Origin of the sequence: Mucilaginibacter mallensis (assembly GCF_900105165.1) — a bacterium.
GTDB lineage: Bacteria > Bacteroidota > Bacteroidia > Sphingobacteriales > Sphingobacteriaceae > Mucilaginibacter > Mucilaginibacter mallensis.
Map to the genome: position 1 here is coordinate 192,564 of NZ_LT629740.1, position 16,495 is coordinate 209,058.

14 protein-coding genes are annotated in these 16,495 nt (G+C 42.0%); 8 read left to right on the top strand and 6 right to left on the bottom strand.

The window, feature by feature from the left end; translation table 11 throughout:
- The first annotated feature begins 320 nt into the window (after positions 1 to 320).
- From BLU33_RS00795 to BLU33_RS00805, 3 genes are read left to right on the top strand one after another with little or no spacing between them, the layout of a single operon-like run.
- Entirely contained in the window at positions 321 to 881 is a 561-nt protein-coding gene (locus BLU33_RS00795; RefSeq protein ID WP_091367785.1) for an RNA polymerase sigma factor, read from the top strand.
- Positions 881 to 1,447 carry a hypothetical protein gene (locus BLU33_RS00800; RefSeq protein WP_091367787.1) on the top strand — a complete coding sequence of 189 codons (567 nt, stop codon included), beginning with the start codon at positions 881 to 883 and terminating at the stop codon, positions 1,445 to 1,447. The genes BLU33_RS00795 and BLU33_RS00800 overlap by 1 nt, the downstream gene beginning before the upstream one ends.
- The gene (locus BLU33_RS00805) at positions 1,428 to 2,738 is read left to right on the top strand and encodes a hypothetical protein (RefSeq protein WP_157682011.1); all 1,311 of its coding nucleotides are present in this window, start codon (positions 1,428 to 1,430) and stop codon (positions 2,736 to 2,738) included. Before BLU33_RS00800 ends, BLU33_RS00805 begins: the two co-directional genes overlap by 20 nt.
- A 74-nt stretch (positions 2,739 to 2,812) precedes the next feature.
- On the opposite strand, the gene BLU33_RS00810 is transcribed toward BLU33_RS00805, so the two are convergent.
- From BLU33_RS00810 to BLU33_RS00820, 3 genes are all read right to left on the bottom strand, one after another.
- The gene (locus tag BLU33_RS00810) at positions 2,813 to 4,000 is read right to left on the bottom strand and encodes a class I SAM-dependent rRNA methyltransferase (protein WP_091367793.1); all 1,188 of its coding nucleotides are present in this window, start codon (positions 3,998 to 4,000) and stop codon (positions 2,813 to 2,815) included.
- Positions 4,001 to 4,169: 169 nt separating this feature from the next.
- Positions 4,170 to 4,721, bottom strand: coding sequence for an REP-associated tyrosine transposase (locus BLU33_RS00815; protein ID WP_091367796.1), 552 nt, complete (start codon positions 4,719 to 4,721; stop codon positions 4,170 to 4,172).
- 302 nt (positions 4,722 to 5,023) lie between these two features.
- On the bottom strand, positions 5,024 to 8,335 hold the full coding sequence (locus tag BLU33_RS00820) for a vitamin B12-dependent ribonucleotide reductase (protein WP_091367798.1): 3,312 nt from the start codon (positions 8,333 to 8,335) through the stop codon (positions 5,024 to 5,026).
- A 290-nt stretch (positions 8,336 to 8,625) separates the two neighbouring features.
- Here BLU33_RS00820 and BLU33_RS24965 point away from each other — a divergent pair, with 290 nt between their 5' ends.
- A complete protein-coding gene (locus BLU33_RS24965) occupies positions 8,626 to 8,772 on the top strand; it encodes a hypothetical protein (protein ID WP_157682012.1) in 147 nt (48 codons plus the stop codon).
- Positions 8,773 to 8,818: 46 nt separating this feature from the next.
- Entirely contained in the window at positions 8,819 to 9,301 is a 483-nt protein-coding gene (locus BLU33_RS00825; protein ID WP_091367800.1) for a hypothetical protein, read from the top strand.
- 237 nt (positions 9,302 to 9,538) lie between these two features.
- On the opposite strand, the gene BLU33_RS00830 is transcribed toward BLU33_RS00825, so the two are convergent.
- Positions 9,539 to 11,806, bottom strand: coding sequence for an aconitate hydratase (locus tag BLU33_RS00830; protein WP_091367801.1), 2,268 nt, complete (start codon positions 11,804 to 11,806; stop codon positions 9,539 to 9,541).
- Positions 11,807 to 12,172: 366 nt separating this feature from the next.
- Between BLU33_RS00830 and BLU33_RS00835 the strand changes: the two genes are divergently transcribed.
- Positions 12,173 to 12,640: a hypothetical protein gene (locus BLU33_RS00835; RefSeq protein WP_091367803.1), complete on the top strand. Its 468-nt coding sequence runs from the start codon at positions 12,173 to 12,175 to the stop codon at positions 12,638 to 12,640.
- Positions 12,641 to 12,644: 4 nt separating this feature from the next.
- Here the strand turns inward: BLU33_RS00835 and panD are convergent, their stop codons facing one another.
- Together panD and panC are read right to left on the bottom strand one after the other, a co-directional pair.
- Entirely contained in the window at positions 12,645 to 12,995 is a 351-nt protein-coding gene (gene panD, locus BLU33_RS00840) for an aspartate 1-decarboxylase (RefSeq protein ID WP_091367805.1), read from the bottom strand.
- Positions 12,996 to 13,152: 157 nt separating this feature from the next.
- Positions 13,153 to 13,992 carry a pantoate--beta-alanine ligase gene (gene panC / locus BLU33_RS00845; protein WP_091367807.1) on the bottom strand — a complete coding sequence of 280 codons (840 nt, stop codon included), beginning with the start codon at positions 13,990 to 13,992 and terminating at the stop codon, positions 13,153 to 13,155.
- A gap of 230 nt (positions 13,993 to 14,222) precedes the next feature.
- On the opposite strand from panC, the gene BLU33_RS00850 reads away from it, so the two are divergent.
- Together BLU33_RS00850 and BLU33_RS00855 are read left to right on the top strand one after the other, a co-directional pair.
- Positions 14,223 to 15,047, top strand: coding sequence for a glycogen/starch synthase (locus tag BLU33_RS00850; protein ID WP_091367809.1), 825 nt, complete (start codon positions 14,223 to 14,225; stop codon positions 15,045 to 15,047).
- A gap of 15 nt (positions 15,048 to 15,062) precedes the next feature.
- Positions 15,063 to 16,472 carry a DUF4270 family protein gene (locus BLU33_RS00855; protein WP_091367812.1) on the top strand — a complete coding sequence of 470 codons (1,410 nt, stop codon included), beginning with the start codon at positions 15,063 to 15,065 and terminating at the stop codon, positions 16,470 to 16,472.
- Positions 16,473 to 16,495: the final 23 nt, after the last annotated feature.

A 16,495-nucleotide genomic window follows, 5' to 3' on the forward strand; every position in this document is an offset into this window, starting at 1 on the left:
GCAACGCCCTATATAAAAACCTAATCTTTGTGACCTTTGTGGTTTGAGATTGTTAACCACAAAGGTCACAAAGAGATTCACAAAGAAACACAAAGGCTTTAATTATCCCATATCTTCCTATTCTGAGTGATAGCGAAGACCTGTCCGCGTTCAATAACCGAGCGATCACTTGCCGCTTTTACAATAGATGCTTCGTACCTCAGCATGACAATTGGGAAAGGAAAAACTCCGAAATCGAAATTCACAAATCCGAAATAAACTTTACCTTACATGCAACGTTCGTAAAAACGTTGTGTCTTATTATTTGAAAGCTGCAAAATTTGGAATCGGAAGTATACATAGATAAGCATTATAGCCTGGTGGCTGAGTGCAAGCAGGGCAGTAAAAAGGCCTGCTACGAGCTATACCGCTTATATTCGAAGGCAATGTTAAACGTTGCCTTTAGGATAGTTGGTAATATTGGCGATGCTGAAGATGTTTTGCAGGAGGCTTTTCTGGATGCCTTTAAAAAGGTAAAGGATTTTAGGCAGGAAACCACTTTCGGGCTTTGGCTAAAACAGATAGTGGTTCATAGGGCCATAAACTTGTTAAGGAAGCGCAAGATGGACCTGATTGAACTTGAAGGTGACCAGATTGAAAATATACCTGATGAAGAAGCAGAGGATGATGAGGAAATATTATTTAAGGTAGAGCAGGTTAAAGAGGCAATAAAATTATTGCCCGAGGGTTACCGGGTTGTACTATCGCTTTACTTGCTTGAAGGTTACGACCATGAGGAGATAGGGCAGGTATTGAATATATCAGAAAACACCTCGAGAACGCAGTTTTTGAGGGCGAAAAGAAAGTTAATGGAGATTTTAAAAAATAGAGGGATAGCATAATGAGCAAGCGATTAGAAGATTTTATAAAAGCTAACAGAGAAGAATTTGACGACCTGGAGCCAAAAGTAGACTTATGGAGCAGGATTGAACAGGAACTGCCTGCACAAGAGGCTGAGATGGTAAAAAAGCGCGAGGCAAAAACATTTTCCTTAGGCTTTGTGCTGCGGGTAGCGGCAACGGTAATACTGGTAATGGGCGTAAGCTTTCTGTTTTACCTAAGGAGCGAAAAAACTACAAGCGTAGACCTGGCCGCCATAAACCCGGAATACGCTAAACAACAAATGCATTATGCATCGTTGGTAGAAGCCAAGCGTACCGAATTAAAGGCAATTGCCAAAACAGACCCGCAACTGTACAAGGAATTTAGCGGGGAGATTGCAAAAATGGACTCAACATATAATAAACTGAATAGCGATTTAGCCACCAGCCCCAACCAGGAGCTTGTTTTACATGCAATGATCCGGAACTTGCAGATACAAACAGAGGTGCTTAGCCAACAATTGAGTGTGCTTGAGCAATACAACCAAATGAAAAAAGATCAAAAAAATGAAACTAAGGATATTTAAGTCAACAATGGCAGCGCTTGCAGTAGTTTTACTTGCAGCGGGCACCTGCTTTGCACAGGCAACAATTTCAATACAAGAAGACTCGGCTATAACAATAGCCCCACAGGCTCAAGCTGTACCGGCAGTGGGTACTGTAACAACTATATCGGCCCAATCTGCGCCGGTTACAAAGGTTAAAACCCAAACACTAACAATAACAACTGTTAGCAAGATTACATCGCAGGTTAAAAGCTTAACCGCACAGGTAAATGCGCAGACGAGGGTGGCGCTTAATGATCTGAAAGTTGATATCGATGGCTTAACCCCTGCTATTACTACAGGATTTAAGGCCATGAGCGATGGATCATCATACAGCAATGAAGCGAAGAATGATGATGGCCCGCTGACTAAAAATTACAGCAAAACCTATCCTGTTGATGCTAATGATGCGTTATCGATAGACAACCGCTATGGAAGTGTTATCGTAAATACCTGGGCTAAAAATGAAATTAAGGTTGATGTACAGATAAAGGTATCATCAAGTAATGATAACGCGACACAGAAGGTATTAGATAACGTAACCATCAGCGATGATAAAAGCGGCAATACAGTATCTTTTAAAACAAATATAGGTGAAACAAAAGGTTCATGGACATCATGGATAAGTGGCAGCCATTCAAGTAGTAAAATGGAAATAAATTATGTGGTTTACATGCCTGCCAGAAATGAGTTGATCATTGATAATCGTTATGGAGCTATTGTATTGCCTGATTTGCAGGGAAAGGTTACTATAAACTGCGCCTATGGCAGTTTTGCCGCTAAATCGCTTACCAATGAGAGTGCTATCAGGGTGAAATATGGTAGCGCGAGTATTGAGAACTTAGGTTCAAGCTCGCTTGAGGTATCTTATGGCAGCCTTCACCTTGGCTCAGCAGATAAATTGTTGGCCGATGTTAGTTATAGCGGTGCAGATATAGGAAAATTAAAAACTTCGGGTGCTATCAATATCAGGTATGGCGGCGGCCTTAAAATTGGAGGCTTAGAGAAGACAGTAAAAAACCTGGCAATTAACGCGTCATATACGGGTGTAAGCATCGGCTTAAGCGGCGATGAGAATGCGAATTTTGATGTAACGGTACACTATGGTGATTTTAATTATAATGAGCATAATGTAACCATCACCGGTAAATCCCCTGCCGATGGTGACAAGGGTGGTCACTTTACCAAAAGCTTCAAAGGCTATATAGGTAAAGGTGATGCTGAAAAAACAATAGCGATCAACTCTAGCTACGCAAGCGTGAAGTTTGAGTGAGGGTTGATTAGGTGAGTAGTTGATTAAGTGAATGGTTATTAGAACTACTCACTTAATCAACTTAATCCAACCACTTAACTAACACGACACAACAACCCCTTCAAATATTCACCTTCGGGGAATGAAGCTCTAACGGGATGATCTCCCGGCTGGCAAAACTGGTAAATGAATTGCACCTGTTTGCCGGCATCAAGCGCGGCCCAGGCCAGTACCTGCTTAAAAGTTTCCATATTCATTGCGCCGGAGCACGAATAAGTGGCTAGCAGCCCACCGCTGTTAAGCAATAGCATGGCTAAGCGATTCAGGTCTTTATAAGCACGTGAAGCTCTATCTAATGAGGAGCGCGATGGTGCATATTTAGGCGGATCGAGCACAATGATATCAAACTTTTCATCCTGGTCCCTGAAAACTCTTAATTGCTTGTTTACATCAGATTGTATGGCGATATGTTTGGCCGCATCCAGTTTGTTTAGCTTAATATTCTCCTTTAAGGTTTCAATAGCCAATGCCGAGCTATCCACACTGGTAACGGATGCCGCGCCATGTTGCAGGCTGTTTAGCGTAAAACCGCCTGTATAGCTAAAGCAATCTAGTACTTTCTTATCTTTTGTGTATGATGCAAGTATTTTACGGTTATCGCGCTGATCGCAGTAAAAGCCAGATTTTTGGCCTTCGGCGATATTAATATTATAGATAACGTTGTTTTCCCTTACCTCCACATTTTCCGGCGGACTGGTCAGCGTCAAAGCCGTGTTAACGGTTTCCAGACCTTCATGCTCGCGCGATGAAGCATCGCTTTTATCAAAAATGCTTTCTGGATTTAGTAAGCGCTGCAATTCATCAATAATAACAGGCATTAGATTTTCAATACCAGATGTTAATACTTGTACCGCTAAATGATCGGCGTATTTATCAACTATCAATCCCGGTAAATAATCTGATTCGCTGAAGATCAACCGGCAGGTATTGGTAGTGCCATCGGCTAAAATATCAGCCCTGCCTGCTACGGCAACAGCCACTTTATTACGGAACCAGTTATCATCCACAATAACATGCTCATCCCATTCCAGCAGGCGCAAGGCCACGCGTGACTGGTCGTTATAAAAGCCATAGGCCATGAAATCGCCCTTGGCATTCAGCAGGCGCACAATATCGCCATTGGCAGGTTTGCCCTTCACTTTTTCTATCGCCCCTGAAAATACCCATGGATGGCGCTGAAGGACAGCCTTCTCCTTGCCTTTTTTTAGAATTACTTCAAACATGGGTGCAAAGGTAAGAAAGTTGTAAACTTTCTTCATCAGTTAGCTTAAGTTGCAAACTTAAGCCAGTGGTTTGTTTTAGGTTTGGGGTTTTACCCCAAACCTAAAACATCACCTTTATCTGGGGTTTCAGTCTGTGACTGAAACCCCAGATAAAGACAGTTTGCAACTGTCAATACAAAAAGACCACATCCAGCAGCCCTTTAATACCCGCATAATCTCTTGCACTACTGTAAACGTAATGCTCCGGTTCTTCAACTATTCCCTCAGCAACGGGATTATTATGCAAATAGGTCAATCGCTGGTCGATCATTTCAGCAGTATCCAGGCATACCGGATGATTATCCTGCTGCCAAAACTGGTGAATCTCATTATTGCTATTTCTTTGCCCGTTCGACCTGAATAGCCAAAGCATCCAACGTTTACGACTTTCCTGAATATTTTCTTCAATTGCTTTTGTCAGCTTTTTGCTCGTGAACTTTTTCAGATCACAAAGGATATCTGAGAGATTGTACTTATCATCGGCAGAGGCGATCAAATGCACATGATTATTCATGATTACATAAGCATAAATAATAAAGCCTTTATTCTCCTGGCAATATTTTAAGGATTCTAAAAATAGGTCCTTATAATATCGTCGGGATAGAGCATCTACCCATTCTACTACGGCGAATGTTACGAAGTAAATTTCCTGACTATTGTGAATACGGTATTTGGAAGGCATTGGTAGGAGAAAGGTAATGGTTTTTGAGGAAAGTTGCAAACTTTCCTGATCCGTTAGCTCCAGTTATAAACTGAAGCTAGTGATATTCTTTTAAGTGTATTTTGTCTTTGACAAAATACACTCACTCCCTACCCGCTACTGGTTTCAGTTTATAACTGAAACCCCCGATGATGACAGTTTGTAACTGTCATCCACAAAAAAGCCCCACCATTACAGCAGGGCTTCACATTTAAATTAACTTATAAACTGAACACTATATCCAGGCGGTTGAGACCTGGATATCGAGGGAAAAGGGCTAGATATTAGCTGCAACCCATAGAGTTACCGCAGTTTAAACATTTGTAACAGGTACCTGAACGTATGGTAGTATGCCCGCATACGTTGCATGATGGTGCATCACTTTGTACACCCATGCTTAAATCAACAGCCATGGCATGTTTGTGGGTTGATCCGCTGCTAACAGGTACATAAACATTGGTTTCATCGGTGTTTATGTCGCTATCCTGCATTTGCGGGTTGCCGGTAACTCCTTTTTGTTCGGTAATTACATGCACCAGGTCGGTACGGTCCTGGTATTCATAACCCAGCAGGCGGAATATAAAGTCGATGATGGAAGTTGAGCTCTTTATGTTCGGATGTCCCATTACCATACCGGCCGGTTCAAAGCGGGTAAAGGTGAATTTCTCTACATACTCTTCTAACGGAACACCGTATTGTAAACCAACTGATACGGCTATAGCAAAGCAGTTCATCAATGAGCGGAAGGTTGCACCTTCTTTGTGCATATCAACAAATATCTCACCTAAGGTACCATCCTCATATTCGCCTGTGCGCACGAATACGGTTTGCCCGTCAATAGTAGCTTTTTGTGTAAAACCGCGGCGTTTGTATGGCAAGCTCTTCTTTTGTACCACACGGGATAGCTGGCGCATAAAGCCGGTATCCTGCGATCTTTCCATAATAGCCATCGCAGCTTCTAATACCTGATCTGGCGTTAAGTCGCTTAGTTTTACATTGGCGGCTTCGCCTAATACCTCTTCAACGGTATCCAGTTTTTCTTCTGCTTCCTCTTTAGCATCAGATTTGGTTGATAACGGCTGAGAAAGTTTACAACCATCACGATAAAGCGCGTTAGCTTTTAAGCCTAATGCCCATGAAAGTTGGTAGCAGTCTTTTATCTCATCAACCTTGGCCTCATTTGGCAGGTTAATGGTTTTTGATATAGCGCCTGAAAGAAAAGGCTGTGCTGCTGCCATCATTTTGATGTGGCCATGTGCGTGGATATAGCGCTCGCCTTTAGCGCCGCATTTATTGGCGCAATCAAATATTGGGTAATGCTCTTTCTTTAAGTATGGGGCACCTTCAAGAGTCATGGTACCGCAGATGAACTCGTTAGCCTCGTTTATCTGCTTGCGGCTGAAGCCTAATGAGCGTAATACGTTAAAATCTGGCGCGTTGTACTGCTCGGCGGTAATGCCTAAGCGTTTAAGGCATTCTTCGCCTAAGCTCCAGATGTTGAATGCAAAGCTGATTTCGAATGCTGAAACTAAGCCTTTATCCAGTTTCTCTAACTCATCCTGGGTAAAGCCTTTTGCTAATAAGGTATCTACATTAATATGCGGAGCACCTTTTAAGGTTGCAGCACCTTTAGCATAGTTAACTATAGTGGTAACTTCATGCTCTTTGTAACCTAAGTTACTTAAAGCTTCAGGCACAGCCTGGTTGATGATCTTAAAGTAACCGCCGCCAGATAATTTTTTGAATTTAACCAAGGCAAAATCGGGTTCGATGCCGGTAGTATCGCAATCCATAACCAAACCTATAGTGCCTGTTGGCGCTATAACGGTGGTTTGAGCATTGCGGTAGCCATATTGCTCGCCCATTTCAACTGCTTTATCCCATGCGTTGCATGCGGCTGACAGCAGGTAATCCGGACATTGTTTTTGGTCGATTCCCGGAGGAAGAATTTCCAGACCTTCGTAATTCTCGGTTGAGTTGTAAGCCGCATAACGGTGATTGCGCATTACACGCAGCATATGTTGCTTGTTATTTCTGTATTCGCTGAAAGTGCCTAACTCACGGGCCATTTCGGCAGAGGTAGCGTATGCAGTACCGGTCATGATAGCAGTGATTGCGCCACCTATTGCGCGGGCTTTATCGCTATCGTAAGGGATACCGTTCACCATTAATGCTGAACCCAGATTGGCATAGCCTAAACCTAAAGTGCGGTAGTCATATGATAATTGAGCTACTTCTTTTGACGGGAACTGTGCCATCAATACGGATATTTCCAGTACGATGGTCCATATGCGGCATGAATGCTCAAAGCCTTTTACATCAAACACACGTGTTTTTGGGTCGAAGTAATGCGCCAGGTTGATAGAGGCCAGGTTACAGGCCGTATTATCAAGGAACATATACTCAGAGCAAGGGTTTGAAGCATTGATGCGGCCACCTTCGGGGCAGGTATGCCACTCGTTGATGGTGCTATCATATTGTACGCCAGGGTCGGCACAGGCCCATGCTGCAAACGCGATATCGTCCCATAATTTTTGTGATGATATTGATTTTACAACTTTGCCATTCATACGGCCTGTCAGGTCCCATGTTTTGCCTTCTTTAAGCGCGTGGAAAAAGCTGTTTGGTATACGTACAGAGTTATTTGAATTCTGACCTGAAACAGTGCGGTAAGCTTCGCCTTCATAATCAGATGAATAGCCTGCGGCGATAAGAGCGGCAACTTTTTTCTCTTCTTCAACTTTCCAGTTTACAAAACCTTCAATTTCAGGGTGATCAAGATCAAGGCAAACCATTTTGGCTGCACGGCGGGTTGTACCGCCTGATTTGATGGCTCCTGCTGCCCTGTCGCCTATTTTAAGGAACGACATTAAGCCTGATGAATAACCACCGCCTGAAAGTTTTTCGCTTTCACCACGTATTTTGGAGAAGTTGGTGCCCACTCCAGAGCCATATTTAAATATACGCGCCTCACGAACCCAAAGATCCATGATACCGCCTTCATTTACCAGATCATCCTCAACCGAAAGGATAAAGCATGCATGGGGCTGTGGGCGCTCATAAGCCGAGGTTGATTTGCTAAGTACTTCTGTTATCGGGTCAACAAAATAATGCCCCTGTGGCTTTCCGGTTATGCCGTAAGAAGTATGTAAGCCGGTGTTGAACCATTGCGGTGAGTTTGGGGCAGCTAACTGGCCTGCAATGGTGTATACTATTTCGTCATAAAAAATATCGGCATCTTTAGGGCTTGCGAAATAACCGTAGCGTACGCCCCAGTCTTTCCAGCAATTTGCCATGCGATGGGCAACCTGTTTAATGCTTTTTTCTGACCCGGTTGAGCCATCGGCCTGCGGAACCCCAGCCTTACGGAAATATTTTTGAGCAAGTATATCGGTAGCTACCTGTGACCACGTAGCCGGTACTTCAACATCATTCATTTCAAACACTGCATCGCCTGAAGGGTTACGGATAACTGACGATCGTTTTTCGTATTTGAACAGGTCATAAACGTTAACGCCTTCTTTGGTGAAGTACCTGCCAACCTTGAGTCCTTTACCGCTCGGACCGGCTGCTTTTTTTGTTGTTTTGTTGCCCATTTCTGTAATGTATTATAAAGTGAATAGTCAGTAAAAAAACCTTTAGGGGTTTTATATCAAATCTATTATTCTTAGTAGTAGGATTCAATTTAGAGTTTTCCACATCCTGTTGGGAAATGGGGCATAATCCCTATGAAAGGTTTTATTTTGCTAGTTAACAATGATTTAACCCTGTTGAAAACTAAAATTAACACATTTTATGAGGGTTTTTTAACCGGTTTTGATTATGTTTTGTACCAGGATTAAAATAGAGCCACAGGGAGTAAATTGATGGTTTTAGCATGGAATAAATGACACCAATAGGAGGTGTTTATCAGCAATTAAATCATGCCTTGTTTTTTTGCGAAAATGATAAAATATGGATTTATTTTTCCGGCTGGTATGAGCTATTGCTATTAATGCAGTACCCAACCCTGGTGATCCCGCAAGAGAATTAATAACACAATAAATTTTTATTAACTTGGGTGCTATTTTAAAGCTCATATGATAAAACACAAGCAGGCGAAAGTTTTAATTATAATAGGATGTATATGCAGTATGCTGGCCGCCTGCGGAACCATGGGGCAGATAGGTGATTCGGTAAGGTTCAGTACCTCTACGGCAAAACTGGAGAGCGCCCTTGATAGTTTGTATAAGAATTACCCGGAATACAAAATACCTGCAACATGGGCAAAATACAAAAGCTCAATTGTAAAGGCGTCCCCGTTTACCGAGGATAAGTTCTTCTATTTTAAATCAAACCCTGAGGAATTGTATTATGTAGTGCTGATCAATGATTCGGTAATGACGGATGATAGCGCCCGTACCCGCCTTGCCATACGCGCCGTTAATCGCGGCAGCGACAAATGGATATTGGAATCAGGGCTGGATAATGATGAGGAAGAAGCCGTTATAAAGCGCTTTGATGATGAAATAGTTTCCAAGCTAAGGGTTTATACCAAATCAAAAGTGTTAAAGGAGGAGTAGTAGCTAAAGGAAAGTTGCAAACTTTCCTGATCTGTCGGCTTCAGTTGTAAACTGAAGCCAGTTATACTTTATTTATTTGAGTGAGTTTTTGTCAGAGACAAAAACTCACTCAACCCCATTACTACTGGTTTCAGTCTGTGACTGAAACCCCGGATAATGACAGTTTGCAACTGTCACAAAAAAAGCCTCTCCATTTAGAGAGGCTTTAAAGCTTTTACCTTTTGGCCTTTACTTCAATTAAGAAGCCATTTGCCTTCTGATAATGTTCAACGCGCCACCGGCTTTAAACCATTCTATTTGCTGTGCATTGTAAGTATGGTTTACAGCAAATGATTCTGTTGAGCCATCTTTATGGTGCAATACAACGGTTAACTGTTCGCCAGGGGCAAAAGTGGTTAAACCAACAATATCGAATGTATCGTCTTCCTGTATTTTATCGTAATCGTTGCTGTCGGCAAAAGTGATGCCCAGCATGCCTTGTTTTTTAAGGTTGGTTTCGTGAATACGGGCAAATGATTTTACCAGTATGGCACGTACACCTAAGTGGCGTGGCTCCATAGCCGCGTGCTCACGTGATGAGCCTTCACCATAGTTCTCGTCGCCCACAACAATTGAGCCTATGCCATGCGCCTTATAATCGCGCTGAGTGGCAGGAACCGGACCGTATTCGCCGGTTAATTCATTTTTAACGCTATCGGCAGTATTGTTAAAGTAGTTGATAGCACCGATCAGCATATTGTTTGATATGTTATCCAGGTGACCACGGAACTTTAACCACGGACCGGCCATTGAGATATGGTCGGTAGTACATTTACCTTTAGCCTTGATCAACAGTTTTAAGCCGGTGATGTCAGTGCCTTCCCATGCAGAGAATGGCTCCAACAATTGTAAACGTGCTGATTTTGGATCAACAATAACACTAACTGCGCTGCCGTCTTCAGCTGGGGCCTGGTAGCCTGCATCTTCAACCGCGTAACCTTTTATCGGCATTTCAATACCAACTGGTTCGTCAAACTTAACCTGTTCGCCATTTAAGTTGGTTAAGGTATCAGTAAGCGGGTTAAAGGTAAGGTCACCTGCAATAGCAAATGCTGTTACGATCTCTGGTGATGCTACGAACGCGTGGGTGTTAGGGTTACCGTCCTGGCGTTTTGCAAAGTTACGGTTGAATGAAGTGATGATAGAGTTTTTGCGGGTAGGATCATCAGTATGACGGGCCCACTGGCCGATACACGGACCGCAGGCATTAGCCAATACCACACCACCCATGCTCTCGAAAGTACCTAAGTAACCATCGCGCTCAACAGTATAACGTACCAGTTCTGAACCCGGGGTGATGGTGAACTCTGCCTTTGTTTTCAGGTGTTTGTCAATAGCCTGTTTGGCTATTGAAGCCGAACGGGTAATATCCTCGTATGATGAGTTGGTACATGAACCTATCAAACCAACTTCTAATTTAACAGGCCAGTTGTTTTCTTTAACAGCTGTCGCGAATTTTGAGATAGGCCATGCCAGATCCGGTGTGAACGGACCATTTACATGTGGCTCAAGCTCAGAAAGATTTATTTCAATAACCTGGTCAAAATATTGTTCAGGGTTTGCGTAAACCTCGTCGTCGCCTGTTAAATGTTCTTTTATCGCGTTAGCAAGCTCAGCAATGTCAGCGCGTGATGTACCACTCAGGTAAGTAGCTGCTTTTTCATCATATCCGAAGATGGAAGTTGTTGCGCCAATTTCAGCACCCATATTACATATGGTACCTTTACCGGTAGCTGATAGTGAACGTGCACCTTCGCCAAAATATTCAACAATAGCGCCTGTACCACCTTTTACGGTTAATATACCGGCAACTTTTAATATTACGTCTTTAGCTGATGTCCAGCCTGATAATTTACCGGTTAATTTAACACCGATTAATTTCGGGAATTTTAGCTCCCATGGTAGGCCTGCCATAACATCACAAGCATCGGCACCGCCAACACCAATGGCTATCATACCCAAACCACCTGCGTTAGGTGTGTGTGAGTCGGTACCTATCATCATTCCACCCGGGAAAGCATAGTTTTCTAACACTACCTGGTGAATAATACCAGCGCCCGGTTTCCAGAAACCAATACCATATTTATCAGAAACCGATGCCAGGAAATCATAAACTTCGGCATTCACATCCTTTGCAGTTTGCAAATCGGTATCAGCGCCAACTTTAGCTTGTATCAAGTGATCGCAATGTACGGTTGAAGGTACTGCAACCTGCGGTCGGCCAGCCTGCATAAATTGCAGCAGCGCCATTTGGGCTGTAGCATCCTGCATGGCAACACGGTCTGGTGCAAAGTCAACATAGTCAACACCGCGGCCAAATGCCTGTTGCGCATCGCCTTCAGAAAGGTGGGCGTATAATATTTTTTCGGTTAAAGTTAAGTGTTTACCGGTCGCTTTGCGCGCAGCAGCCACACGGGTGCTGTAGCGATCGTAAACCTTTTTGATCATATCTAAATCAAAAGCCATGGTATTTGATCTTTTTAGGTAAGTAAATAGTAGATATAACACCCTCTACGGCGTTGTGCGGCGAATTTACAAAAATTGAATTGAAAAGGAAGTCAGCCTTTTGTACAATTGTTATTTGGAGGGGTTCTAAATTAGTTGATAGCAGATTGTAAGCCATTGATAAGCCAGATTACGAATATGTAGGGAAGGGTTTAATGTGGTAAAAAGAAAATTACGTTTGTGATAAATCTTTTTTAATAAACTGTTAATTGTTGTTTAAAACTATTAAACTTGTATAATAAGCCAATTCCCTGCCAGTAAGTTGTTATGATAAAAAAGCTATTACTTATATCAATTGCTTTGCCCTTGTTGCTTTCAGGTTGCGCTATGATGCAAACTATTGTTAAATCAACCTTTCCTTATACTGCTGATCTGATCATACCAGCAACCTCGGTGCCGGGTAAGCAATATGAAAGCGTAGCTATGGCTAACAGCCTTGATCAGGATTTTACCAAAGATGGTAACAATGCCAATAAGGTGGGCGAGGTGCGCATTATATCAGCAAAGATACGTTCAATTGGCCCCACTTATTTTAATATCGGCAACATGATCTCCGTCAAGATCTATATGTCGGGTGCCGACGGGCAGGATGAGATACTTGTAGCATCGCGCAGCAATATAACAGCCGATGTTGGCAACAACATAACACTTGATGTTGATAACGCCGATTTTTTGGATAAGCTGGTGCGCTTGCCGGGCATAAGGGTGCGCATGGTATATGTACTGCGCAATAATACAGCTGCCGATACTAATTTAAGATTGGTATTAAACCTGGGCGGAGATCCGAATAATTAGCAGGTTATTTTATCAGCTTATTATCAATATCCGGGAAAATAGCTATCGGCTCGTAGGTGCGTGCCTCATCCATTTCCATATAACCATATGACATGATGATCACCACATCGCCAACCTGGGCAAGCCTGGCGGTAGCGCCGTTAAGGCATATAGTGCCGCTGCCGCGTTCGCCTTTTATAACATAGGTTTCAAAGCGGGCACCATTATTATTATTTACAATTTGTACCTTCTCATTGGCAATTATGTTTGCCGCATCCATTAAATCTTCATCAATCGTAATGCTGCCTACATAATTCAGTTCAGCCTGAGTTACCCGGGCACGATGGATCTTTGATTTTAATACCTCAATAATCATGGCGCAAAGTTATATATTTTTGGTTCATAGTTCATTCATGGTAGTGTAAATCTTAGTTCATGGTTCATCGTTGATAGTTCATGGCAGCTACATCAAGTGGATTTTGTCTTTTTTGCTATGAACTATGAACCATCAACTATATGCTATGAACCATCAACTATGAACTAATTATCATATTATCGATCAGCCTGGTTTTACCCACGCGGGCTGCTACCAATGCAACAATATTTTTAGTGTTTTGATTTGCTGTGTGCAAAGTATCGCCATCAACAATCTCAAGGTATTCCAGCTCAACACCGGGTTCATTGCTGATGAGCTGTTCTGCTGTTGCCTTTATTTCTATGATCTTAGTACTGTCAAAATTGTCCTTTACCCAATTCAGTGTTTTTGATAGGATGAGGGAGTGCAGGCGGTCATCAGCAGTTAAATGGATGTTCCTTGAGCTCATGGCCAGGCCATCGGGCTCGCGCAGTATAGGGCACATCGCCAATTTAACCGGCATATTTAATAATTGCACCATTTTGCTGATCACCATTACCTGCTGGTAATCTTTTTGTCCGAAATAGGCGGTATCAGGCTTTACAATATTAAACAGCTTATACACTACCTGGGTAACACCCTGGTAATGCCCCGGCCTGAATTTTCCTTCCAGTAAATGTTCCAGTTCGCCTATATTTAAATGCCATTGCTCATGGGTAGCATAAATTTCACTTACATCCGGATTAAATAGAACATCACACCCTGCCTGCTCCAGTTTCTGGATGTCAGCGGCTATAGGGCGCGGGTATTTTTCAAGATCAGCGGGGTCATTAAACTGCGTTGGGTTAACAAAAATGCTGCATATAACCACATCATTGCTTTGTTGTGCCTGTTGTATTAACGAAAGATGGCCCTGATGAAGCGCTCCCATAGTAGCTACAAAGCCCGTTGTTTTACCCGCCTGGCGTAACTGAAGCACATATTCTTCAATCTCTTTCGTTTTAGTAAATATTTTCATTGTTATAAGCTGTTTTTTTAACAGTAATGAAACCTGTACAACTATAATGTTTAAGCATTTTAGCGTTGCGATTTTAATACTATTGAACCGTAAAAACGCGCGAAGATGAGTATTTGATTAAAAATAACCAAAAGTTACTTGCATAATCCGTTGATAGTTCATATAATATTGATTATATTTGCAAACTCAAATTTTTTTGACTGCTTACATATTTTAATACTGATTTAGAAATGGGTAAATCTAAGCTTTTGTTTATAACTCATGAAATGTCGCCTTTCCTAGAACTCTCAAAAATTTCTGAAATCACACGTCAGCTCCCGCAAGCAATGCAGGAGAAAGGTTACGAGATTCGTATCCTTATGCCGCGTTTTGGAAATATCAACGAGCGCAGGAACCGTCTGCATGAAGTTATACGTTTATCGGGGATGAATATCATTATTAATGATAATGATAATCCATTAATTATTAAGGTTGCTTCAATTCCGGCGGCCCGTATGCAGGTGTATTTTTTAGATAATGAAGAATATTTTCAGCGTAAACATGTGTTTGGCGATAAAGACGGGAAGTTTTATGCCGACAATGATGAAAGGATGATCTTCTTTTGCAAAGGTGCATTAGAAACTGTTAAGAAATTAGGTTGGGCGCCTGATGTTATCCATTGCCACGGCTGGATGAGCGCATTGGTCCCTGCTTATTTAAAAACAACTTACAAGGACGATCCAACCTTTAAAAATTCTAAAATAGTTTATTCTATTTATGAGAATGATTTTAAAGAGACGCTGAGTCCTGATTTTGCACAAAAGGCAATTATGAACGATATGAATGAAACTCATGTTGAAGCATACAAACCTGGTACAAACTCGGCATTATACGCCGGTGCTATACAATACTCAGATGGAATAGTTTTGGGCAGTGAGCATATTGACGAACTTGTGTTAAATAATGTTAAAAACAGCCATAAATCGGTGATGGAATTTAATTCTACCTCAGATTTGGAAAATTATTACAATTTTTACGACGAAATTGCTAATGAGGAATTAGCACAAGTTGTATAAGCTTTGAGATCATATATGAAATTTTTCCGATTAGACTTATTAACGCTGTTGATAAGTCTTTTTATTTTGAATAGCTGTAAAAATCAGGATAGCATTGGTTTACCTGCAGGTTCAAGTAGTCAGTTAACGGGCTCGTTAGTTGATACCGCTACGATATTTACCAATACTACTACTGATGATTCAGTTGTAACGTCAGGTATTTCAAAATCGCCGATGGGGTACTTTGTGGATCCTGCAATGGGGACAACTACTGCAAACCTTATAACCGATTTAAACTTACCCGGCAGCGCGGCTTATACCATACCAACGGGTACCGTCGTAGTTGATTCGGCCATATTGATATTGCAATATGATGCCGGTTTTTATGGTGACTCGCTCACCTCAAAATACAAGGTTAATGTTTACCAACTGGCTGAAAGACCATACAGCGCCAATGAACCTTATTATAATACCAAAGTTTGGAGTTATAATTCAAGTGCTTTACTTGGCAGCCGGTCTTTTTATTCCAGAACACATGATACCCTTAAGGTTGATACTATTGTAAGCGGCGGTCCCGATACACTTGTAAAGGTTGCACCACAATTAAGGGTGCCAATAGATGTGAATTTTATACACAATATATTATTTGGCACAGGAGCACAGGTAACTACAAACCTCCTTTTCAAAAATCAGGTTAAAGGTCTTTATATAACTATTGACCCAACACAAACTACGGGTGCCGGCGGTATATTTATGATCAAGAACCCGGCTACATATTCCAGTATAGCTATATATGAACGCACTATAAATGGTTCTACAATTGATACCGGTTTGGTTACCTTACCTATATCAGTTTACGCGTCGCAAATAAGTCATAATTATTCGGCACAAGTTAAAGCCGCGTTAAACCATACAACACCATCCGATACTACAATTTATTTGCAGGGCCTGGGCGGGTTACGATCAAAAATCAGTTTCCCATACATCCAGAACCTGTTTAAATCATTGGGTGGAGGCAGCAATGTTGTTATAAACAGGGCTGAGCTGGTTTTAACACCGGTAGCGTCATCTGATATTCCGGCTTATCTTACCCCGCAGATAAAGCTAAGTTTGTACAGGTATGATATAGCGCACCAGCGTACTACCATTGAGGATGCAACATCAACTGATTCGCGTTCTTATAGTGTAGGCTTGTTTGGTGGTTTCTACAGTGCAACTACCAATAATTATCATTTCCTGGTTACCTCTTATCTGCAAGACCTGATAACAGGAAAAACCATTGATTACGGAACATTTATAGGGCCTATTGATTATACCAATACCACATCAGTTGATGTAGCTGCCACGCCTGAAACCGCCGGCCGCACAGTAGCTGTAGGTAATAGCAAAACATCGCCTTACCGTATAAAACTAAACGTTATATATACCAAAATACCAAAACAATAAAATAACTATTACGGTATTAATTG

Coding starts and splice junctions, on each gene's coding strand:
- BLU33_RS00835 (WP_091367803.1), top strand. CDS start 12,173: ATGATGCAAACTATTGTTAAATCAACCTTTCCTTATACTGCTGATCTG.
- panC (WP_091367807.1), bottom strand. CDS start 13,992: ATGAAAATATTTACTAAAACGAAAGAGATTGAAGAATATGTGCTTCAG.
- BLU33_RS00805 (WP_157682011.1), top strand. CDS start 1,428: ATGAAACTAAGGATATTTAAGTCAACAATGGCAGCGCTTGCAGTAGTT.
- BLU33_RS00820 (WP_091367798.1), bottom strand. CDS start 8,335: ATGGGCAACAAAACAACAAAAAAAGCAGCCGGTCCGAGCGGTAAAGGA.
- BLU33_RS00850 (WP_091367809.1), top strand. CDS start 14,223: ATGGGTAAATCTAAGCTTTTGTTTATAACTCATGAAATGTCGCCTTTC.
- BLU33_RS00830 (WP_091367801.1), bottom strand. CDS start 11,806: ATGGCTTTTGATTTAGATATGATCAAAAAGGTTTACGATCGCTACAGC.
- BLU33_RS24965 (WP_157682012.1), top strand. CDS start 8,626: ATGACACCAATAGGAGGTGTTTATCAGCAATTAAATCATGCCTTGTTT.
- BLU33_RS00855 (WP_091367812.1), top strand. CDS start 15,063: ATGAAATTTTTCCGATTAGACTTATTAACGCTGTTGATAAGTCTTTTT.
- panD (WP_091367805.1), bottom strand. CDS start 12,995: ATGATTATTGAGGTATTAAAATCAAAGATCCATCGTGCCCGGGTAACT.
- BLU33_RS00800 (WP_091367787.1), top strand. CDS start 881: ATGAGCAAGCGATTAGAAGATTTTATAAAAGCTAACAGAGAAGAATTT.
- BLU33_RS00825 (WP_091367800.1), top strand. CDS start 8,819: ATGATAAAACACAAGCAGGCGAAAGTTTTAATTATAATAGGATGTATA.
- BLU33_RS00810 (WP_091367793.1), bottom strand. CDS start 4,000: ATGTTTGAAGTAATTCTAAAAAAAGGCAAGGAGAAGGCTGTCCTTCAG.
- BLU33_RS00815 (WP_091367796.1), bottom strand. CDS start 4,721: ATGCCTTCCAAATACCGTATTCACAATAGTCAGGAAATTTACTTCGTA.